Genomic DNA, 19,460 nt, shown 5'->3' with positions numbered 1-19,460 from the left:
GTTTAGCCGCCGCTCATTCTCAAGTTGATGTCTGATGCTTGGCTGTAGGCGTCGCGGGCAGTGACGGCGGCGTTGTACATCTGGGTGAGCCCGTCAACCACCGCTGCAGCCCCAGTTGCCCATTCTCGGTAGGCGTCCTCTTGAGCGGTGGCAGCAGCTCCGTGCCAGGTTTGTTGGATGGTGGCGATTCGGTGGTTGATGCCATCGAGGCTCTCGGTGAGGAATCCGATGAATCCATCGGCGCGGCTGATGAGCTTGTCTAGCTCGTCGATGTCGAAGGCGAAGTCGCGGGAGTGGTCGACCATCACAGGTTCAGTTCTGGTAGATCGAGCGAGCTTAGGGCATTAGAATTGGAGATGTCCTGGCTGACAATGGCTTTGCTCGCGTCACCCAAGAGTTCGCCCATGATGTTGAGGGCGTTCAACACGTCGGCGGCACCCTTCTTGGTTTCAGTCCAGCCTTCCCCGAAGGCGTCTGCCGCCGATCCTGTCCAGTTGCTGAGGACGCCAGATACCTCGCGGTCGAGCGAACTGAGTCCGTTGATCATCGACTCGGCGACTTGCTGGACGTAGTTACCCGCGTCGGTCACTTCTACTGGAACCATCGCGAAAACTGTTGTAGGCGTATCATTCTCACTTGACACGCGACCCCCTCATCAAGACAACGGGGCCCAGCCTATCCACGGCAGGGTTGGAACCGCAACAATCTGTCAAGCGTTGGCCGCACCGGCGCATCCCTCGTGCGCCGATCTGGCCGCAGAACCCATATCTGGCGGTCCCGCAGCGAATTCTGTTGCGTCGGCCGATGAGGTACAGCGGACTTGTCAACCCGAAATAGCTGTGCATCGTCTCGCGTCGAGGGTCTGCACCGTGGGCCCGCAGGTGCCCGTGATCATCCGGGACTGAACGTGCAGCACGCCTTGCCATCGCCGCAGGTAGACCGACCGCCGTGATCTGGTGGGATCGAATGTGAACACCGAAAACCCCCGAACGGTCAGGGTTCGAGTCCCTGTGGGGGCACTCAGCATGACCCATGGCGCTGGGTCGCGGCGTCTTTCGGTGGGCGTTGCGCCCCTCTCCCCCGCTTGAAAGCGAGGCGGATCACCCTGGGGTTCGGTGGGGTCCCGGCGTAGGTTCATGGGCAGGGAATCGTCGGCACGAAGGGGTGTTATCGATGCGGGTGGTCACGCGGGTTCGGGGATACATCAAGGTGCTGGGGCAGGCTCGGCGTCATCGGGGGGATCTGGTGGGGTGGCTCGGGCGGCGGCCGCAGATCGCGGCGGCGACCATGGGGTATGAGACGGCGTTGCTGTTCAGCAACAAGCTGGATCCTCGGCTCAAAGAGCTGGCCGAGCTCAAGACGGCGGGGCTGGTGGCCTGTCAGTTCTGTCTCGATATCGGGTCGGCGCTGGCGCATACGGCGGGGCTGACCGAGCAGCAGCTCGTCGATCTGCCTCGGTATCGGACCAGTGATGCCTACACCGAGCTGGAGAAGCTGGTGATCGCGTTCGCGGAGGCGATGACGGTGACGCCGGCGGTCGATATCGACGAATTGCGCGAAACTCTGCTCACCCATCTGTCGAAGGCACAGCTGGCCGAGTTGGCGGCGAGCATCGCGTGGGAGAACCAGCGGGCCAGGCTCAATCAAGGTCTCGGTGTGCAGCCGACCGGGATGGCCGACGGGCTGGCGTGCGCGATGCCGGAACCACGGCGAGCCCCGTAAACGGCGCGCTCCAGACGTCGACGGTCCCGCCTGGATATGGCGTGAGGTGGGGATACGAGTAGCCCGTGGGTGTTCGCTGCCATGCAGTGCACTACGTTGATCGCGAGCCGACCACGGTGACGTGGACGCGCGGGATTCTTCGACAGTTCGCCGGTTCGAGCGCAGCGAGGGGATCGTCATGCATTCGGTTGGGGCTTTGATCGTTCGCGTCGGTTGTGTGGTGGCAACGCTGCTGGCCGCGGTGGGGTTCGCCGCGCCCGCCTCCGCGGATCCGCCGGACTCGGCGCTGTGCGCATGGCGGTTCATGTCCAACAGCACCGTGCTGAATGTGGCTTTCCCCGATGCGAATTCGACGTATTGGCTGATGCCCTACGCGCTGGGACCGGGTGACTCGATCGAGTTGTCCGGTACCTATCCGGCCGCCCGGTATTTCTCGTTGAACACCTACGGGACCGACCTCGACACCGTGGACACCTTGCGCGACGACCAGATCGTCGCCGATCCGGGCAGCGCCAATCCGTTCGTCGACGCCGCCGCCGCATCGCTGCCCGCCGCGCAGCGGCGCTGGCACGCCACGCTGGTCAACGGGCCGGCCGACCACAGCCGCAACGAGATCCAGGCTGTCGCGAGTGGGCAGAGCACACCGATCGGCTTCGTCATCGTCCGTGTCTATGTTCCGACCGACCCGGCCTTGCTCAGTGGCGGCGTCCCGCTGCCCGATGTGAAGCTCTCGATCGCGGGCGCCGACGTGCCTGCCCAGCCCTGCGCGCAGCCCTTCGATCCAGCCACCTACACCGGCCCGGTCGCCGACGTCGCCAAGGCCGCCTTCGACCGGGCGATCGCCGGGGCGGCCTCGGGCGCGTTCCCCGGCAACACCCCGGAGGCGACATTCCGGAACCCGGCCAGCACCTCCGGGCTCTTCCCGAACGGCGACAACAAATACATCGGGACACGGATCAGCTATCAGCCCGGACGTCTGCTCGTGGTGCGAGGCAAGGCGCCGACTTACCCGAATACCCGTGCGGGACAATCGCCTACCGATCCGAACCAGCAGGTGCGGTATTGGTCGATGTGCCAGAACGACCTGCGCTCGCCCTACCCCGTTGTCGCCTGCGCGGCCGACTTCCAGACCGCGATCGACGCGTCCGGCTACTACACCTATGTGGTTGCCGCACCCGCGGACGTGCCAGCGAACCCCGACCCGAGCGTGACTGTAATCCCTTGGGGCAGCACCGACGTGGACAAAGTGCTGTTCCTGCGGAACATGACCCCGAGCGCCGAGTTCTATCCGAATTCGATCCAGGCGTCCCAGGACTCCGGGGGCGACCCGGCCGACACGATGGGCCCGTATTACCCGAGTACCACCTATTGCAGCACCGACACCTTCGCCGCAGGCGGCGCCGAAGCCTGCCTCGGCACCTGATCGAATCGAGCTACGTGCGAAAAGCGGCTACGGGCAGTCCGGGGCAGGGGCGTCCACGAACAGCGGTTCATTCGCACGGTTGACATACGCGACGTACAGCACCGCCGGCTCGCTGCCGAGATTACGGCCGACATGGACGTGATCCGGTCCGACAGTCTCGGACAAGCCCTGACCGGCGGAGTACGTCGTCCCCACGCAGTCCGACTCATATCGGGTCACCTGCCCCGCGGTGACCACAGCGAGAACATTCCCGTCGTGATAATGCCACCCGAGCGTCCCCCCGGGCTCGATGGTGATCCGCCGGAAGGTGAACTTGCTCGGCAACGAGGCGAATGGACTGAACGCACTGACATCGACCTGGCTCAGCGGTTCGACGCCCACCCCGGACGGCGGCGTACCCGAAGCCGACGGCGCTAGCGCGACGACCGCGGCGGCGATCACCACGGCGCCGGCATAAGCATTCCGATGGATTCGCATCTTCGCAGTATACGAGCCCACTACCTGCTCGAATAGCCGGAAAAACAAACCCGCAACCTCGCTCCCTCGTGCCGCACGGCACACACTGCGCAGATCTACACCGATCCCGCGCTCGTCCGCGATCTCTGCGGACCTTTCGAGCGCACGAACGGCTAGATCCGTAACCGTCCGCCTGGGTGCCCGATGGGCCGTTAGGGGCAGTCCATCTCGTAGCGGGTCACCTGGCTCGCGGTGATCACCGCGAGAACCTTGCCGTCGCGGTAGTGCCAGGCGCGTTCGGCGCCGGTACCGGCGGGCCGGGCCCGGAGAGCGAGCGGGCCCACTGTTTGAGAAGTGATTTTCGAGGCACTACCGGGGCAAGAGGCTCGTAGAAGGAGAAACCCGTGTCTTCCGGAATTCTGGTAGTTGCCATCGTCATCGTGGTCGCACTCGTAGGTGCGGCTTTTCTGGTGCCGCCATACCTACGCCGGAAGCGTCTACGCGACCGTTTCGGGCCCGAGTACGACCGGGCCGTCGAGCAGACCGAGGATCGCCGTGCCGCCGAACGCGAACTGGCGGAGCGAGAGCGCAGACACAACTCGCTCGACCTGCGTGAACTGACGCCCGAACGCAAGGAGGAGTTCACCAAGGACTGGGCGAGCGTGCAGGAGCGCTTCGTCGACGAGCCCGCCGACGCCGTCGGCGAGGCCGACCGGCTCGTGACGACTGTCATGGCCGAACGTGGCTACCCCACAGAAGGTTTCGACCAGCAGGTCGCCGACCTCTCCGTCGAGCACGCCTCGACGCTCGGGCACTATCGCGACGCTCACGGCATCGCGGTCGAGCACGCGAAGGGCAAGGCGAGCACCGAGGACCTTCGGACCGCCCTCGTGCACTATCGCGCCCTGTTCCTCGATCTGACGAACGGCCACACCACGCACAAGAAGGACACCGTGTCATGAGCACCGAATACGACCGAGCCGAAACCGATTCGCGCACCGACGATATCGAGCGCGACAACCTCGGCGAGCACGACCGCGTCGCGGCCGAGAAGCGTGGCGAGCACCACGTGATCGACGCCGAGGTCATCGAACCCGATTCCCGACGCGATCCCAAGACCTCCTCCTCCGTGGACGGCAGTTCCGATACGACCTTCATCGCGGGCAGAGGCGCGGATACCGCGGACGAGACGCGCACGGGTCACCGGCGCATCGACACCGCCGACGAGTCCGACATCGTCGCCGCGGGCGGCACCGAGCCCGAGCCGGTCGTCCAGCAGCAGAGCCCGGCCACCGACGCGGAGGATGACGTCGTCCCGCTGTTCGACGAGAAGTCTCTGGAACAGCTGCGCGGACGCTGGCGCGATCTGCAGGGCACCTTCGTCGACGATCCCCATGATGCCGTCTTCAAGGCCGACGAGCTGGTCACCGAACTGATCCACGAGCTCACCAGCACCTACGCCGCGCGCAAGGGGATCATCGCGGACCAGTGGTCGGAGAGCCCGGACACCGAGTCGTTGCGGCGCGCGCTGCGCAGCTACCGCTCGTTCTTCAACCAACTCCTCACCCCCACCGCCTGATCTCTTTCGTCGGCGACCGCTGAACCGTACGAGCACGACACACAGCCTCGCTCGTACGGTTCTGCCGTGTTCAAGGTGAGATCAGATGTGCGGGTCTGCGCGATTCGGGCGTTTACCCGCTGATCAGGCCCTTGGCGATGTGGGTGACCTGGATTTCGTTGCTGCCCGCGTAGATCATCAGCGACTTGGCGTCACGGGCCAGCTGTTCGACCTTGTATTCGGCCATGTACCCGTTGCCGCCGAACAGCTGCACGGCCTCCATCGCGACCTCGGTGGCGGCGCGGGAGGAGTAGAGCTTCATCGCCGAGGCCTCGGCGAGGGTCACCTTGTCGCCCGCGGCGGTGCGCTCGATGGCGTTGAACACCATGTTCTGCACATTGATTCGCGCGATCTCCATCTCGGCCAGTTTCAGCTGGATGAGCTGGAACTGCGCGATCTCCTTGCCCCACAGCGTGCGGGACTTGGCGTAATCCACGCACAGGCGGTGACATTCGTTGATGATGCCCAGGGCGAGGGAGGCGATGCCGATGCGTTCGGCCGCGAAAGATTCCTTGGCACTGTCTTTTCCGTCGCCCTTGGCCGGGTTCTCGGTTTCGCCGAGCAGCCGGTCGGGGGTGATGCGGACGTTCTCGAAGAACAGTTCGCCGGTGGGCGAGGAGTTCATGCCCATCTTCTTGAACGCGGGACTCTGCACGAAGCCGGGCATGCCCTTGTCCAGCACGAATGTCAGCACCTTGCGGTCGCGGCGGTCGGTGCCGTCCTCTTCGTCCAGCTTGGCGTAGACGATGGTGACGTCGGCGTGCGGACCGTTGGTGATGAACGTCTTGCGGCCGTTGAGGATGTAGTCCTCGCCGTCGCGGCGGACGTAGGACTTCATGCCGCCGAACGCGTCCGAGCCCGAATCGGGTTCGGTGATGGCCCAGGCGCCGACCTTCGCCATGGTGACCAGCTCGGGCAGCCAGCGCTTCTTCTGCGCGAGGGTGCCGCGGCTGCGGATGGTGCCCACGGCGAGACCGAGGCTCACACCCATGGAGGCCACCAGACCCAGGCTCACGCCGGCGAGCTCACTGTTGAGGACCACACCCATGCTGCCCGCGCCGCTGAAACCGCCGCCCGGTTTGCCCGAGCCGGTGGTACCCGCCTCTTCGCGGGCGAGCGCCTTCTCGAGGCCGTCGCGCGCCATCTCGTCGAGCCCGAAGGTGGCGTACAGCTTGCGGATGATGTCGAACGGCGGCAGCGCACCACTCTCCAGCTGGTCGACGTGCGGGGTGACCTCCTTGGCGATGAAGCCGCGCACAGCGTCGCGGAACATCAGGTCTTCGTCTGACCACTGGTACATATCTGGACTCCCGAGGGATCGCCGGAACTTTCCCTCGAATATAGAACACGTTCTAATTCGGTGAGGCGAAGGTGCGGGTGACGACCGGGGCGACGAACTCCTCGAGCATGGCGCGTTCGTCGGCAGCGTCGCGACCGGGAGCCGACAGCAGGGAGACGATGACGCGGGTGAGCCAGCGGGCCAGGCGGCTTCGCTCCGGGTCGGTCAGGTCCGTGGGGGCGAAGATGGTCGCGGCCAGGGACTCGATGACGTCGGAGTCCTGGCTGATCCGCCCCGCCGTGCCCGAGTCGGCGGGGCGGAACCAGGCGATGAGCAGGGGGTTGGCGCGAACTTCCTCGACCGCGCCGAGCATCGCGGCGACGATGCGTTCTCCCGGGTCGGTGATGTCGCGGAACCGCTCGTCGAGCTGGGCGACGATGCGGCGGGTCTCGCGGTGCACGAAGGCGAGCCGCACCGCGTGCCGATTGTCGAAGTAGCGATACAGGGTGGCGCGGGAGCATCCGGCGGCCTTGGCGATCTCGGCCATGCCGACCGCGGCCACCCCGTGTTCGGCGAACAGTTCGGCGGCCGCGTCGATGATGCGTTCGGCAGCCAGGTCCGCCCGATCGGCGGCCAGCCAGTCACCGCTCATACTGTTTCCCCTCCCACTGCCTCCGGCCGGTTCATGCCGAATCCTGCGCACGGAACGGCACCGAGACGGGCCAGCGCACGTAATTGCCCTGCGACCATTGCACCGCATCGAGGTCGACGGTGAAATTCGGGCACCGCGAGAGGAGTTCCTCGAGCGCCACGCGCGCCTGCATGCGGGCGGCGGCCGCGCCGAGGCAGTGGTGGTGGCCGTGACTGAAGGTGAGAATGCGCTTGGGATTGCGGCGAACGTCGAGTTCGGCTGCGGTGGCGCCGAACTCGCGCTCGTCGCGGTTGGCGGAGCCGTAGAGCAGCAGCACGCGACGACCGGCCGGGATGGTGGTGTCGTGCAGTTCGACATCACGGGTGGTGGTGCGGGCCAGACCCTGCACCGGGGAGGTCATCCGGAGGAACTCCTCGATGGAGTCCGGAATCAGGGAGGGGTCTTCGGCGAGCAGCCTGCGCTGGTCGGGATTCGCGGTGAGCAGCTGGACCGCGCCCCCCAGATTGCCGGTGGTGGTGTCGTTGCCGCCGGTGATCATCGTGAACGCGAAGCCGAGAATCGCGATCAGGCCGTCGTTGTCGCCGTCGGCGCCGAGGCCGGAGGCCAGCAGGTGCGAAATGGTGTCGTCGCCCGGTTCCACGCGGCGGCGGGCGATCAGTTCGGTGAAGTAGCCGACCAGTTCACCGACGGCGGTGAAGGCGTTCTGGTCGCCCGCGGCCAGCCCGGCGCCCGCGACCGCACCGCCGACGATGTTCTCGGTCCACTCGTCGAACTTGCCGTGATCGTGTTCCGGCACGCCGAGGTAATGCGCGACCACCATGGTGGGCAGCGGTTTGAACAGCTTTTCGACGATATCGCCGCCGCCCTCCGCGCGCAGTCGCTCGATGCGCTCGACGACGAATCGGCGCACTGCGGGCTCGACCGAATTCACCTGGCGTGGGGTAAATCCCGGCGCCACCCTGCGACGGAAGTCGGTGTGCTCGGGCGGGTCCATGAAGACGAACGGCTTGACGCCACCGAACCCGGCGGCCACCAGGTCGATGTAGTCGACGGTCAGGCCCGATGCCGAGGAGAAGGTCTCGGGGTCGCGGGCGGCCGCCCACACGTCGGGGTGCCGCGACAGCACGTAGAAGTCATTGGATTCCAGACCGTCGGGGATCACCCGATGGACCGGATCATGTTCGCGCAGTGCGGAATACATGGACCAGGGATCGCGCCAAGTGTCTCCGGAGCGAAGTTCGAACCGCACCGAATGAGACGTCGTTGTACTCATGACTCCATAGTGAGACATATAGTCTACTTTGTCTAGCATCGCTGATGAAGTGCGCGATACCCGCAGGTCGAACGCTTGCGCGCTACCGTGGACCGATGAGCAGTCGACAAGTATCCGGGGGCGTTGTGCACGAGTTGCCTGCCGATCTGCGTGCGGCGCTGCTCGGCAACCCGGTGGCGCTGGGTGCCTGGCAGGACATCACGCCGCTGGCCCGCAACGAGTTCATCTGCTGGGTCGAGGACGCCGAACAGGACGCGACCCGCGCACGGCGGATTCGGCGCACCCAGGAGGAACTCGAGGAAGGTCAGCGGCGGCCGTGCTGCTGGCCCGGATGCAAGCATCGCGAGCGCACCGGGAGCTGAACCGGGAGATTCCAAGAATCCGTCAAGCTTTCTGTCGGCGGCACCTGCGAACATCGCGGCATGGATGGGGAGGATTTCGGTAGCTGGGGAGCCGCGTTCATCTGGGCACTACTCGCCTGGTCGATCGCGGGGCCACTGTGGTTGTGGACCGGCGAGGAAGCCTGGCTGATAGTCCTGGTGATACCCGGCATCGGGTTCACGGGTGTCGGCCGGGGCATCGTGTGGATGGCACTGGCCACCCTGTCCGCTCGCGGAACCCGCTTCGCCGGATGGTTCTTCGTGTCGGTCGCCGTGGCGGACGCGGTGGCGATATCGGTGTGGAAGTTGTCGCCCTCGGGGTGGACCTGGCCGGTCGCCGCGGCCGGGGCGCTGTTCCTCGGCGCGGTGACCTATCTCGCGGTCGCCTCCGAAGTGGCCGACGGCTGGCTGCTCGCCCACGGCACCGCGCTGCGGCACGTCGAACAGGAGCTCGCATCGGCGCATCTGGAGCAGACGCCGCGTATCGATCGGTCGTCGATGTATGCCTCGGGGCCCACACTCGGGCTCCGGCCACCGCCCTTCGCGATCGGGGCGCACGGGATCAACGGCAAGCTCGGTGAATACCACGCCAGGATGGCGCGCCGATACTGGATCAGCGCCCACACCGACCTGGCCTTGATGCACGCGGCGGAATCGTCGGCGGCACGCCGCGAGATGGTCAGCGGCCCGCTGAGGCACGCGAAGATGCTCGACTTGGCGCAGTCGCTCTACGAGGAGGCGTTCTACCTCGACGAACTCCGCCGTAAGCGCGAAGCCGTCGAGCTACGGGCCGAAGAGATCGACCTGCGTCGTCAGCTCGTGCGCCGCTTCGACAAGCGGTTTCCGGCGCTGGTCGCGAAAGCCACCCGGCCCCGGGCGACAACCGCGACGAAACAGCGGGCGGTCGCGGTTCAGTTGCTCGGGCAGGGCTTGAAGGCGTCGCTCGTTACCGCGCTGACCACCCAGATCGCCGGATTGACAGCATTGGAGCGGACCGTCGAGGCGGCCGAACTCCGGGCCGAAGCCGAGACGCTCGCAGCCTCGGACACCTGACCCGGTTCGCGCCCACCCGCCGGGCCGAACCGGTGCCGATTCCCGCTCGTCGGGGAGTCAGGCGGGTGCGTCGAGGATCGACATGGCGATACCGTCGAGTATGTCGTGTTCGCTGACGACCAGTTCGGAAACTCCCGCGCGGCTCGACAATTCGTCGGCCAGCACTTCGGTGATCACCGCGCCGCCGCCGATCACATCGACGCGGCCGGGATGCATCGGGCCGAGGGCGGCGCGTTCGTCGTGGTTCATGCCGATCAGGCGGTCGCAGACCTGGTGCACCTCGGCGAGGCTCAGGCGGGTGAGATGCACCCGCGCGGAGTCGTATTCGGGCAGATCGAGGGCGACGGCGGTGATCGTGGTCATCGTGCCCGCCACCCCGACCCAGGTGTGCACCTTGTCGACAGGGACCTTCGCGAAGGCCTCGTCGAGCTTCTGCTGGGCGAATTCTCGTGCGGCAGCGACCTGGTCGGCGGTCGGCGGGTTGCCCGCCAGGCAGCGCTCGGTGATGCGGACGCAGCCGATATCCGCGGAATAGGCGGCCTGGACACCGTTCTCGTCGCCGACGACCAGTTCGGTCGAGCCGCCGCCGAGGTCGACCACGACGAAAGGTCCCGCGTCAGCGGACAATTCACCGACGGCACCGGCGAAGGACAGCCGCGCTTCCTCGTCGCCGGTGATCACCTCGGCGACCGCGTCCGGCACGACACGACCGAGTTCGGTGCGGGTCATCGAGAAGAAGTCGTCGCGGTTGGCGGCATCACGGGTGGCGGAGGTGGCGACCATGCGGACGCGCGAAACACCCTGCGCCACCATCACATCCACGTAATCGGCCAGGGCGAGGCGGGTGCGTTCGATGGCTTCGGGCGCGAGCCGTCCGGTGGCGTCCACACCCTGACCGAGCCGCACGATGCGCATCTCCCGATGCACGTCGGTGAGGCCGCCGTCGGCCCCGACCTCGGCGATCAGCAGGCGGATCGAGTTGGTGCCGCAGTCGACTGCGGCGATGCGCTCACTCATGGTGTCCTCCAGAGGTCTCGACCCACGTACGGGCACTGCCCGCGATTATGCCTGTTCGTCAGGTGCGGCGGGCCAGTCGGCGGGGATCGCGGTCCCACGGAAGCCCGCGGCGGCGGCCAGCGCGACGGCCTCGTCACCGAAGGGGTTCAGACCGGGCCCCTTGGCGAGGGAGTGCGCGATCAGCACGTGCAGGCACTTCACCCGGTCGGGCATGCCGCCACCGGTGAAATCAGTGCCGAGGGACTCGATCTCGTTACGTTCGGCCAGGTAGCTCTCGTGCGCGCGACGGTAGGCGGCGGCCAGTTCGGGGTCGGTGGCGAGGCGTTCGGTCATCTCGCGCATCACGCCGGCCGACTCCTGCCTGCTCGCCTCGGCGGTGAGCCGGGGATCGGTCAGATAGTAGAGCGTGGGGAACGGGGTGCCGTCGGGCAGGCGGGGCGCGGTCTTCACCACGGCGGGCAGGCCGTCGGGGGTGCGGTAGGCGACTTCGAGCACACCGCGAGGCTCGCGGCCCAACTGCTTCGCGATGATCTCGAGGTCGTCGGCGTTCGGTGTCGTCACCGTGGTCCTTCCGGGGCTGGTTCGGAGATGCTGCGCCACAGGTCGGTGTACCAGGGGTCGGGCGCCGCGGTGCGGGTGCTCATCGGCGGCGGCGCTGGTGCTTCGATGCCGGGAATCTGCACGATGTAGGGGGTTTCGCCGGGCATCACCAAGCGCAGGCGATCACGCGCCTCGGAGCGGATGTAGGCCGGATCCTGCTGTTGCGCACGACGATCGCGCAAGCCCGCCAGGTCGGCTTCGAGTTCGGTCCGCTGTTTGGCCAGTGCCACGGCCTCGGCGCGCTGACTGAAGTAGGTGCGCGTCGGCACGGCCAAGGTCAGCGCGAGGCCGCACAGCACCGCCGCCAGGATCACCGCTTTCCCGGTCGAGAGACCGAGGATGGTGTGTTCGCTGCGCTCGAGCTTGCCGCTGGGCTTGCGCGAGGTGGCCGAATCCGGGCGGCGGCGGGTGGGACGTTTGGCCGCGGTGGGGCGGCTCGGCGTGTCGAGACGGGGGCGGGAGCGCGCGGCCCGCGACGTGCGCCTGTCGCCTCGTCCACCAGGACTGGTTCCACGCGCACGTCGCTCGGTCATTCGCTACCGCCCCTGTACTGCTTTCAGAATTCGCCGGTGAAACGCGGGAAGGCCACGTCACCCGCGTAGCGTGCCGAATCACCGAGGGCGTCCTCGATGCGCAGCAGCTGGTTGTACTTGGCGACCCGCTCGGAACGCGCGGGGGCACCGGTCTTGATCTGGCCCGAGCCCACGGCGACCGCGAGGTCGGCGATGGTGGTGTCCTCGGTCTCGCCCGAACGGTGCGACATCATGGTCTTGTAACCGTTGCGGTGCGCCAGCTCGACAGCGTCGAGGGTCTCGGTCAGCGTGCCGATCTGGTTGACCTTCACCAGCAGCGCGTTGGCCGCGCCCTTGGCGATGCCCTCTTCGAGGCGCTCGGGGTTGGTGACGAACAGGTCGTCGCCGACCAGCTGCACCTTGTCGCCGATGGCGTCGGTCAGTGCGACCCAGCCGTCCCAGTCGTCTTCCGACAGCGGGTCCTCGATGGAGACCAGCGGGTACTTGGTGAGCAGGTCAGCGTAGAAATCGCCCATCTCGGCGGCCGTGCGGACCTTGCCCTCGAACTTGTAACCCTCGCCCTCGGTGTGGAACTCGGTGGCGGCCACGTCGAGCGCCAGCGCCACATCGGTGCCGAGCTTGTAGCCCGCGCGCTCGATGGCGATGCTGATCAGGTCGAGCGCCTCCACGGTGCCCGCGACGTCGGGGGCGAAGCCGCCCTCGTCACCGAGACCGGTGGACAGGCCCTTCTCCTTCAGCACGGCCTTGAGCGAGTGGTACACCTCGGTGCCCCAGCGCAGCGCCTCGCGGAAGGTGGGCGCGCCGATCGGGGCGACCATGAATTCCTGCACGTCCACGCCGGTGTCGGCGTGCGCGCCACCGTTGAGGATGTTCATCATCGGGACCGGCAGCACGTGGGCGTTCGGGCCGCCCAGGTAGCGGAAGAGCTCGAGACCCGAGGACTCGGCGGCACCGCGGGCCACGGCCAGCGACACACCGAGCAGGGCGTTCGCGCCGAGGCGGGACTTGTCGGGGGTGCCGTCCAGATCCAGCAGGACCTGGTCGACGGTGCGCTGCTCCACGGCGTCGAGGCCGATGATGGCGGGCGCGATCTCGTCGAGAACACCCTCGACGGCCTTGGTCACACCCTTGCCGCCGTAGCGGTCGCCGCCGTCACGCAGCTCGACGGCCTCGTGCTCGCCGGTGGACGCACCGGAAGGTACGTCTGCCCTGGTCAGGGTGCCGTCGTCGAGGGCGATCTCGACCTCGACGGTGGGATTGCCGCGCGAATCCAGAATCTCGCGAGCTCCGACCTGTTCGATAATGGCCACGAAAACTGCTCCTTACGACGGAAGGCACGGTAGGTATCACGGGAAGGGCCGTGCGGTGCCGAGCCTATCGTCTCGGCGGAGTGGGGAGTAACCGGCACTCCGGGCCGTGGGCAACTACACGCGGCGGCCGATGCTGTATATGGCGGCGCGATCGCGCACCACATGCATGTACTTGTTCGACTGGTTGTAGGCGAACAGGGCGCGCTGCCAGCCGTCGGCCGAGGTCAGATCGCCGCCGCGGGTGCAGAGGTAGCGGGCGGCGGTGAGGGCGGCGTCATCGATGTTCTGCGGGTCGGCCACGCCGTCACCGTTGGCGTCGACGCCCCAGCGCTTCCAGGTTTCGGGGATGAACTGCAACGGGCCGACGGCGCGGTCGTAGGTGGTGTCGCCGTCGAGGCTGCCGCCGTCGGTGTCGCGGATGTCGGCGTTGCCCTTGGTGCCGTCGAGGGCGACGCCGATGATCGCCGGGCGCACTGTCCCGTCGGCGTCGACGCCGGCACCACGGTGGGTTCCGTGTCCGCTCTCCACGCTGGCGATGCCGGCGATGGTGGTCCAGGCGATCCCGCATTCGGGCTTCGACTTCGCCAGCACGGCGGCGGCGTAGCCGTAGGCCTCCAGGGCGACCGGTTGGATGCCGATCGCGTCGGACTGCTCGTCGGCCCAGCCGCGTAACTGTTCGGCCGCGCGGCCGGGTGCGTCGACATCGATCAGCGGCAGCGCGACGCCCGGCCCCGGCGGCATGTCATCGGGGATCGACGCGAGCGAACTGCACCCCGCTAACAGGGCGCTGATCGCGACTGCGGCGGCCACGCCGACCTTCTGCACTGACATCTGTTCAATCATCCAGATCCGGCGCTGTTTACGCACATCTCACAGGGAGTTCTCAGAGAAAGCCACAGCAGGCCACCGACTCCGCGGCCCGCACCGGGCGTCAGCCGAGCAGGTCGGCGGTGGCCTGGTGCGAGGGTGCGGCGAGAACGGTTGCCGGGGTGCCTGATTCGACTATTCGGCCGTGATCGAGGACGAGAAGGTCGGTGCAGTGGCCGCGGACCAGGGTCATGTCGTGGCTGATCAGGATGATCGTGGTGGCTCGGTCGGCGCGGAGCCGGTCGAGCAGGGACATGATCGCCGCGGCGGTGTCGGTGTCGAGGGCGGTGGTGATCTCGTCGCAGATCAGGACGGCTGGGTCGGCGGCGAGGGCCCGGGCCAGGGCCACTCGTTGACGTTGGCCGCCGGAGAGTTGATGGGGGCGGCGGGCGGCGAGGTCGGCGGGGAGGTCGACAGCGGCGAGCAGGGCGGTGACGCGGGTGCGGATTTCAGGTCTGGGGACCCGTGCGATGCGGCGCAAAGGGCGAGCCAGGGTCTGCTCGACGGTGCGTCGCGGGTTCAATGCCGCGCGCGGGTTCTGGGTGACGAGTTGGATCCCGTTGGCACCGACCCCGATCCGCCGTCTGCTCCCCACCGGAACGCGCACACCACCGACATCCAGCGATCCGACGGCGTCGGTGTGCAAACCCGCGATCACCCGCGCGAGCGTGGTCTTACCCGCCCCGGACGGCCCCACGACAGCGAGGGCCGCGCCTGTGGGCAGGCTGAAACCGATGTTCTCGAGCACCCTGTGGCCGCCCGCGTCAGCGTTGATCGCCTCGGCGTGCAGGGCGATCTCCTCGCCCGCGACCGCCTGGCCTTCGGTGCGAGATGCTGTCTCGCTCCCCTGGACCTCGCCGGGCGGGTCGACAGGTCGACGTCCGGTCGCCGCCGAGTGCCCGTTGGACAGGTGTTCGGCTCGCACCGAATCAGCCACCACAGCGGCGACATTCGCCGAACGATCACCGGGTGGCTGGAGCTCGATCACCGTATCGGCGACGGCGTTGATCGCGTCGGTGTCGTGGCCGGAGAGAAGGACGGCCGTGCGGTTCTCGGTGGCGAGAGTCGAGATCAGCTGGGCTATTTCGGTGCGGAGAGTGCTGTGCAGACCTGCGAGTGGTTCGTCGAGGACGAGGATTCGGGGTCGGCGGAGAATGGCTCGGGCCAGGGCGACACGGCGTTGCTGCCCGCCCGAGAGGCGGGCGCAGCGACGGCGGAGATGGGTGCGCTCGAGGCCCACTCGCGCGAGGACGGCGAGGCGTTCGGCGTCGGAGGTGCCCGGCGCAGCCTCGGCCAGGACTGCCCGGACGCGAAGCAGCGGGTTGAGTTCGGAGCCGGGATCCTGGCCGACGTAGGCGATCTGTTCACGACGGAATGCGCGCAGCGCGCCCGCGTCGAGCGCGAACACATCTCGCCCCGCGACGAGCACGGTGCCCTGCCCGCGAGCGCCTGCGGGCAGTTGTCCGAGCAGCGCACGCATCGCCGTCGACTTTCCCGCACCCGATGCACCGGTGAGCGCGGTGACCGTCCCCGACTTCAGCCGAAACGACAACGGCGCCAGCAGCACCGCCCCGCTGTCAGCGACAACGCTGAACCCGTCCACCGCCACCGCCTCCCCCGAATCCACCACCGAGATCCCACATCCAGCTCCCGCCGGCGCAACCCCGCCCGCGTCGACCGCCTCCGGTGCGGTTGCCGGGGTCTGACGGGTCCTGGGCCCACTGGTCACCACCAGATTCACACCGACCGCCACGATGGCGATGGCAGCGCTCGGCGCCAGCACCGCCCAGGGATTCAAGAGCAGCCCGGAGGCATTGTCCCGGACCATGATCGCCCAGTTGTCGGGATCGAGCGCGGAGACGCCGAGGAAGGCGATGGTGCTCACGAGATACACGGCGACGACGAAGCGGAGGCCGAGCTGGGTGGTGAAGACGGCGCGGAGATTGGGCAGGATTTCGCGGAAGACCAGGTGGGACAGGGATTCTCCGCTGGCGACGGCGGCTTCGACGTAGCCGGAGGCCGCGACGGTCGAGGCGGAGGCCGCGAAGATCCTGGCGCAGTAGGGAACTCCGAAGATGAGCGACACCACGATCAGCGCGGTGACGCCACCCTGCGGCCATGCGGTGAGCACCAGCAGGATGCCCAGGACCGCGGGCAGCAGGATCACGAGGTCCCCGCAGAGTTCGATGACCTTGCCCGCGCGCGGGCGCACGGCGGCGATCGCGCCGAGCACGGCCGACAGCACGGTCACCGCCACCGCGATCACCGCGGAGACGGCCAGCAACTGCGTGCCGCCGGTGAGCAGATGGCTGAGCACATCCCGGCCGAGCCGATCCGTCCCGAGCAACGCTCCCCCACCCGGCTGCGCGAACGGCATCCCGACGGCTTTGTCCCCCGGGTAGGGCGCGAAGAGCGGCCCGGCCACCGCGAGCAGCACAACCAGCCCCACCCCGGCCGCCACCGAGTACGCGCCCCACCTGGACACCACCGTGCGACCTCCGAAGCCGGGCTTGCTCATCGCGCACTCCTCGACGCCCACGTCCGGACGATGTCGGCCATCGCGAGCAGCACCATGATGACGATCGCCGTCAGGGCGACCACCGCGGCGACCATGGTGGAGTCACGGTCGGCGACGGACCCGGCGAGAACGGCGCCGACACCGGGATAGTTGAAGAGCGTCTCGACCACCAGCGCGCCGCCGAACAGCATCCCGACAGAGGTGGCGTATCCGGCGACGATGGTCGGCGCCGCGAACGGCAGCATGTGCCGGAGCAGAATCGTGCGCGCCGGTAGTCCTTCCAGCACAGCACTTTCCACATGTGGAGCCACCGCGACATCGAGCAGCGCCGAGCGCACCACTCGGGCGTTCCAGCCGATCTGCGGAATCGCCAACGCCAGCACCGGAAGCACCAGCATCTCGGGGCCGACGGGAAACCCGGAACGGCCGGTAATGGTCACGGCCGGAAGCCATCCGGTGGCCAGGGAGAACACCAGGATCAGCATCGTGCCACCGACGAACTCCGGTACCGCCACGGCAACAGTGCTGACGGGCTGCAGAATTCGTGCTCCGAGCGCGGCCGGACGCATCGCCCACCAGCAGCCGAGTCCCAGCGACACCGCGATGGTCAGGAGCAACGCGATCCCACCGAGCAGCAGAGTCTGCGGGAACTTGTCGGCCAGCAGCGCACCGATCGAATTCCCGCGGGCGGTCTGCCCGAAGTCTCCGGTGAGCACCCCGGAGATCCAGTCCAGGAACTGCACCGGCAGCGCGCGATCCAGGCCGAGCTCGTGCTCCTTCGCCGCCAGCGCGGCCGGATCCGCGTCCCTGCCGAGCGCCGAACGTGCCGCGTTGCCCGGCAGCAGATCCACCGCGACGAACACGATGGCCAGCAATGTCACCAGGAGCGCGATCCGCCGCACCATCGGCAGGGCAAAGGTTTTCATGACATTCACGCCAGCCAGGCACGTTCCAGCTGGACGCGCGCGAAACCGCCGAGCGTCGGCAGATCACGCACCGTCGACGCGGCGATATCGATACCGTCGGCCATGCCCCACACCAGATAACCGCCACGCTCGAACTCGATGCGCTGCAATTCGCGCACCGCACGCGTGTAGTCCTCTCCGGACGCGGCAAGGGCTTTGGCGTCGGCCGCATCGAATTCCGGGTCGCGGAAGGCGGTTTCGTTGCGGTTGGTGCCCGAGGTCATCAACTTGTCGGCCAGGAACAGCACCGAGTCGTTGGTCCCCCACGACACCGTGTACAGCGGTGCGTTGAGCCAGGTCTGGTCGTAGAACGCGGCCGATTCGACCACCTGCACGTCGAGCCGGACGCCGATCTCGGCGAGCTGGGTGGCGATCACCTTCGCCGACTCGACCTCGCCCGGCACTTCGGCCTTCGTCACGAACGGGTAGCTGCGGCCGGTGTCGAACCCGGCTTCGCGCAGCAGGGTTTTCGCGCGTTCGACGTCGCGGTCGCGGCGCAGCGTGGTGTCGTAGAGCGGGTCGGCGGTGCCGAGAACATCGGCGGCGACGGTGCCGTAACCGGAGTGCACCTGGTTGACCAGCGCGGTCCGGTCGACACCGAGGCGCAACGCCGTGCGCACCCTGGCATCGGCGAACGGGCCGTCGGCGGCCCGCATCGCCACGCCGAGCATGGTGTCGTCGGCGCGCCGGATCACCTGCAGGTCGCCGCGTCCCGCCGCGGTGCGGCCTGCGATGGCGCCCACGTTGGAGGCGAGGTCGATCTGCCCGCCCAGTGCCGCGTTGCCCAGGGCGGTGACGCTGTCGAACATCGTCACCTCGATGGCGTCGAGCAGTGGCGGGGTGCCGTGCCAGCGCTCGTTGCGCACCAGCCGGGCATTGCCGCCCTGGTAGGACTCGAGCCGGAAAGGGCCGGTGCCGACCGCGGCGGTGAAGTCGGTGGTGCCCTTCGGCACGGTGAAGGTCATCAGCCGAAGCAGCAGCGGCAGTTGGGTATTGGGTGCGGGCATGGTGAACACGACGCGGTTCGGACCGTCGGCGACGATGTCGTTCTCGGCCACCGGCATCTTCGACGCGCCACCGACCGAGCGCAGGCGCCGCATCGACCACACCACGTCGTCGGCGGTCACCGGCGCACCGTTGTGGAAGGTCGCGCCGTCGGCGATGGTGAAGGTCCAGCTGCGGTTGTCCGCGCTGGGCTCCCAGCGCGAGGCGAGGCGCGGGGCGACGGTCGGATCCGCGCCGGGAACAGTGAGTGCGTCGTAGACGAGCGAGGCGATGAGGAAGTCGCTGTCGTTGCTGAGGTTGGCGTGCGGGTCGCGTTCGCTGCGAGCGGCGGTGCCGAGCGCGCCGACGCGCAGGGTGCCGCCGCGCTGCGCGGTGGTGGACCGATCATCGGTGCCGCACGCCGCCGCCAGTAGCAGTGCGGTGACGCCGACGCCGGATTGGAAGAGCTGCCTGCGAGTGAAACCCATCGTGTTGCCTCCTCGAACCGCGTGCGCCGAAACCCCTTTCCCGACGCCGCAAACTAGGCGAGGCTAGCCTAAAAGAGGTTCCGAGTGGGGAGCTTCACTTCGACCGTCACCGAACCGCAGCGACCCGCGACACCCCGGTCAGCGCTCACTTCGGCAACCCGGGCAGGAAGCTACGTTATATGGATCGGCTATTTCCCTCGCCTACGCATTAGGTAAGTCTTGCCTAATCACACGCCAGGCACTACCTTCGCACATCGAGCCTGAAGATCACCCGCTTTCGACCGATGCGAAGAAGGGAAACCGGTGAAAAGCGTTCTCTCCG

General features: G+C 67.6%; 21 protein-coding genes. 6 read left to right on the top strand and 15 right to left on the bottom strand.

All coding sequences use genetic code 11. The features are described 5' to 3' along the window. Positions 1-2 precede the first annotated feature (2 nt). Positions 3-305 (bottom strand): WXG100 family type VII secretion target, encoded by a 303-nt coding sequence (locus ACFTS5_RS26935; protein WP_378636141.1) that lies wholly within the window; start codon positions 303-305, stop codon positions 3-5. Then, on the bottom strand, positions 305-604 hold the full coding sequence (locus ACFTS5_RS26930; RefSeq protein WP_378636139.1) for a WXG100 family type VII secretion target: 300 nt from the start codon (positions 602-604) through the stop codon (positions 305-307). The genes ACFTS5_RS26935 and ACFTS5_RS26930 overlap by 1 nt, the downstream gene beginning before the upstream one ends. Positions 605-1,173: 569 nt before the next feature. On the opposite strand from ACFTS5_RS26930, the gene ACFTS5_RS26925 reads away from it, so the two are divergent. Both ACFTS5_RS26925 and ACFTS5_RS26920 read left to right on the top strand, forming a co-directional pair. Continuing rightward, entirely contained in the window at positions 1,174-1,722 is a 549-nt protein-coding gene (locus tag ACFTS5_RS26925; protein ID WP_378636137.1) for a carboxymuconolactone decarboxylase family protein, read from the top strand. 178 nt (positions 1,723-1,900) lie between these two features. Further along, a complete protein-coding gene (locus ACFTS5_RS26920; protein ID WP_378636134.1) occupies positions 1,901-3,145 on the top strand; it encodes a hypothetical protein in 1,245 nt (414 codons plus the stop codon). A 27-nt stretch (positions 3,146-3,172) separates the two neighbouring features. On the opposite strand, the gene ACFTS5_RS26915 is transcribed toward ACFTS5_RS26920, so the two are convergent. Both ACFTS5_RS26915 and ACFTS5_RS26910 read right to left on the bottom strand, forming a co-directional pair. Then, positions 3,173-3,622 carry a cupin domain-containing protein gene (locus ACFTS5_RS26915; RefSeq protein WP_378636132.1) on the bottom strand — a complete coding sequence of 150 codons (450 nt, stop codon included), beginning with the start codon at positions 3,620-3,622 and terminating at the stop codon, positions 3,173-3,175. A gap of 191 nt (positions 3,623-3,813) precedes the next feature. Further along, a complete protein-coding gene (locus ACFTS5_RS26910; RefSeq protein ID WP_378636129.1) occupies positions 3,814-3,945 on the bottom strand; it encodes a hypothetical protein in 132 nt (43 codons plus the stop codon). A gap of 60 nt (positions 3,946-4,005) precedes the next feature. Between ACFTS5_RS26910 and ACFTS5_RS26905 the strand changes: the two genes are divergently transcribed. Further along, complete coding sequence (locus ACFTS5_RS26905) at positions 4,006-4,563, top strand: hypothetical protein (RefSeq protein WP_378636127.1); 558 nt, start codon at positions 4,006-4,008, stop codon at positions 4,561-4,563. After that, positions 4,560-5,180 carry a hypothetical protein gene (locus ACFTS5_RS26900; protein WP_378636125.1) on the top strand — a complete coding sequence of 207 codons (621 nt, stop codon included), beginning with the start codon at positions 4,560-4,562 and terminating at the stop codon, positions 5,178-5,180. Before ACFTS5_RS26905 ends, ACFTS5_RS26900 begins: the two co-directional genes overlap by 4 nt. 112 nt (positions 5,181-5,292) lie before the next feature. Here ACFTS5_RS26900 and ACFTS5_RS26895 read toward each other — a convergent pair whose 3' ends face one another. Genes ACFTS5_RS26895 through ACFTS5_RS26885 form a run of 3 tightly spaced genes read right to left on the bottom strand, consistent with a single transcriptional unit; the run spans position 5,293 to position 8,423 of the window. Next, a complete protein-coding gene (locus ACFTS5_RS26895) occupies positions 5,293-6,519 on the bottom strand; it encodes an acyl-CoA dehydrogenase family protein (RefSeq protein WP_378636123.1) in 1,227 nt (408 codons plus the stop codon). A 52-nt stretch (positions 6,520-6,571) separates the two neighbouring features. After that, positions 6,572-7,150: a TetR/AcrR family transcriptional regulator gene (locus tag ACFTS5_RS26890; protein ID WP_378636121.1), complete on the bottom strand. Its 579-nt coding sequence runs from the start codon at positions 7,148-7,150 to the stop codon at positions 6,572-6,574. Between the two features lie 31 nt (positions 7,151-7,181). Next, positions 7,182-8,423, bottom strand: coding sequence for a cytochrome P450 (locus tag ACFTS5_RS26885; RefSeq protein WP_378636119.1), 1,242 nt, complete (start codon positions 8,421-8,423; stop codon positions 7,182-7,184). Between the two features lie 95 nt (positions 8,424-8,518). On the opposite strand from ACFTS5_RS26885, the gene ACFTS5_RS26880 reads away from it, so the two are divergent. Beyond that, a complete protein-coding gene (locus ACFTS5_RS26880) occupies positions 8,519-8,785 on the top strand; it encodes a YdeI/OmpD-associated family protein (RefSeq protein ID WP_378636117.1) in 267 nt (88 codons plus the stop codon). A 60-nt stretch (positions 8,786-8,845) separates the two neighbouring features. After that, positions 8,846-9,856: a hypothetical protein gene (locus ACFTS5_RS26875; RefSeq protein WP_378636115.1), complete on the top strand. Its 1,011-nt coding sequence runs from the start codon at positions 8,846-8,848 to the stop codon at positions 9,854-9,856. 57 nt (positions 9,857-9,913) lie between these two features. Here ACFTS5_RS26875 and ACFTS5_RS26870 read toward each other — a convergent pair whose 3' ends face one another. From ACFTS5_RS26870 to ACFTS5_RS26835, 8 genes are all read right to left on the bottom strand, one after another. Beyond that, positions 9,914-10,873 carry an exopolyphosphatase gene (locus ACFTS5_RS26870; RefSeq protein WP_378636113.1) on the bottom strand — a complete coding sequence of 320 codons (960 nt, stop codon included), beginning with the start codon at positions 10,871-10,873 and terminating at the stop codon, positions 9,914-9,916. A 45-nt stretch (positions 10,874-10,918) separates the two neighbouring features. After that, positions 10,919-11,434: a DUF501 domain-containing protein gene (locus ACFTS5_RS26865; protein ID WP_378636110.1), complete on the bottom strand. Its 516-nt coding sequence runs from the start codon at positions 11,432-11,434 to the stop codon at positions 10,919-10,921. After that, positions 11,431-12,006, bottom strand: coding sequence for a septum formation initiator family protein (locus ACFTS5_RS26860; RefSeq protein ID WP_378636108.1), 576 nt, complete (start codon positions 12,004-12,006; stop codon positions 11,431-11,433). Before ACFTS5_RS26860 ends, ACFTS5_RS26865 begins: the two co-directional genes overlap by 4 nt. 23 nt (positions 12,007-12,029) lie before the next feature. Further along, positions 12,030-13,316, bottom strand: a complete 1,287-nt coding sequence (gene eno / locus ACFTS5_RS26855; RefSeq protein ID WP_067451558.1) for a phosphopyruvate hydratase — start codon at positions 13,314-13,316, stop codon at positions 12,030-12,032. 114 nt (positions 13,317-13,430) lie between these two features. Continuing rightward, on the bottom strand, positions 13,431-14,147 hold the full coding sequence (locus ACFTS5_RS26850) for a lytic transglycosylase domain-containing protein (protein WP_378636105.1): 717 nt from the start codon (positions 14,145-14,147) through the stop codon (positions 13,431-13,433). Between the two features lie 100 nt (positions 14,148-14,247). Beyond that, on the bottom strand, positions 14,248-16,701 hold the full coding sequence (locus ACFTS5_RS26845; protein WP_378636103.1) for an ATP-binding cassette domain-containing protein: 2,454 nt from the start codon (positions 16,699-16,701) through the stop codon (positions 14,248-14,250). Next, positions 16,698-17,627: an ABC transporter permease gene (locus tag ACFTS5_RS26840; protein WP_378636101.1), complete on the bottom strand. Its 930-nt coding sequence runs from the start codon at positions 17,625-17,627 to the stop codon at positions 16,698-16,700. The genes ACFTS5_RS26845 and ACFTS5_RS26840 overlap by 4 nt, the downstream gene beginning before the upstream one ends. Positions 17,628-17,632: 5 nt before the next feature. Next, the gene (locus tag ACFTS5_RS26835) at positions 17,633-19,138 is read right to left on the bottom strand and encodes an ABC transporter substrate-binding protein (RefSeq protein WP_378636098.1); all 1,506 of its coding nucleotides are present in this window, start codon (positions 19,136-19,138) and stop codon (positions 17,633-17,635) included. Positions 19,139-19,460: the final 322 nt, after the last annotated feature.

It is taken from the genome of Nocardia sp. NPDC056952, assembly GCF_042674185.1.
Lineage (GTDB): Bacteria > Actinomycetota > Actinomycetes > Mycobacteriales > Mycobacteriaceae > Nocardia.
This window is presented reverse-complemented; position numbering and strand designations above follow the sequence as displayed.

Coding starts and splice junctions, on each gene's coding strand:
- ACFTS5_RS26935 (WP_378636141.1), bottom strand. CDS start 305: ATGGTCGACCACTCCCGCGACTTCGCCTTCGACATCGACGAGCTAGAC.
- ACFTS5_RS26930 (WP_378636139.1), bottom strand. CDS start 604: ATGGTTCCAGTAGAAGTGACCGACGCGGGTAACTACGTCCAGCAAGTC.
- ACFTS5_RS26925 (WP_378636137.1), top strand. CDS start 1,174: ATGCGGGTGGTCACGCGGGTTCGGGGATACATCAAGGTGCTGGGGCAG.
- ACFTS5_RS26920 (WP_378636134.1), top strand. CDS start 1,901: ATGCATTCGGTTGGGGCTTTGATCGTTCGCGTCGGTTGTGTGGTGGCA.
- ACFTS5_RS26915 (WP_378636132.1), bottom strand. CDS start 3,622: ATGCGAATCCATCGGAATGCTTATGCCGGCGCCGTGGTGATCGCCGCC.
- ACFTS5_RS26900 (WP_378636125.1), top strand. CDS start 4,560: ATGAGCACCGAATACGACCGAGCCGAAACCGATTCGCGCACCGACGAT.
- ACFTS5_RS26895 (WP_378636123.1), bottom strand. CDS start 6,519: ATGTACCAGTGGTCAGACGAAGACCTGATGTTCCGCGACGCTGTGCGC.
- ACFTS5_RS26890 (WP_378636121.1), bottom strand. CDS start 7,150: ATGAGCGGTGACTGGCTGGCCGCCGATCGGGCGGACCTGGCTGCCGAA.
- ACFTS5_RS26885 (WP_378636119.1), bottom strand. CDS start 8,423: ATGAGTACAACGACGTCTCATTCGGTGCGGTTCGAACTTCGCTCCGGA.
- ACFTS5_RS26880 (WP_378636117.1), top strand. CDS start 8,519: ATGAGCAGTCGACAAGTATCCGGGGGCGTTGTGCACGAGTTGCCTGCC.
- ACFTS5_RS26875 (WP_378636115.1), top strand. CDS start 8,846: ATGGATGGGGAGGATTTCGGTAGCTGGGGAGCCGCGTTCATCTGGGCA.
- ACFTS5_RS26870 (WP_378636113.1), bottom strand. CDS start 10,873: ATGAGTGAGCGCATCGCCGCAGTCGACTGCGGCACCAACTCGATCCGC.
- ACFTS5_RS26860 (WP_378636108.1), bottom strand. CDS start 12,006: ATGACCGAGCGACGTGCGCGTGGAACCAGTCCTGGTGGACGAGGCGAC.
- ACFTS5_RS26850 (WP_378636105.1), bottom strand. CDS start 14,147: ATGTCAGTGCAGAAGGTCGGCGTGGCCGCCGCAGTCGCGATCAGCGCC.
- ACFTS5_RS26845 (WP_378636103.1), bottom strand. CDS start 16,701: ATGAGCAAGCCCGGCTTCGGAGGTCGCACGGTGGTGTCCAGGTGGGGC.
- ACFTS5_RS26840 (WP_378636101.1), bottom strand. CDS start 17,627: ATGAAAACCTTTGCCCTGCCGATGGTGCGGCGGATCGCGCTCCTGGTG.
- ACFTS5_RS26835 (WP_378636098.1), bottom strand. CDS start 19,138: ATGGGTTTCACTCGCAGGCAGCTCTTCCAATCCGGCGTCGGCGTCACC.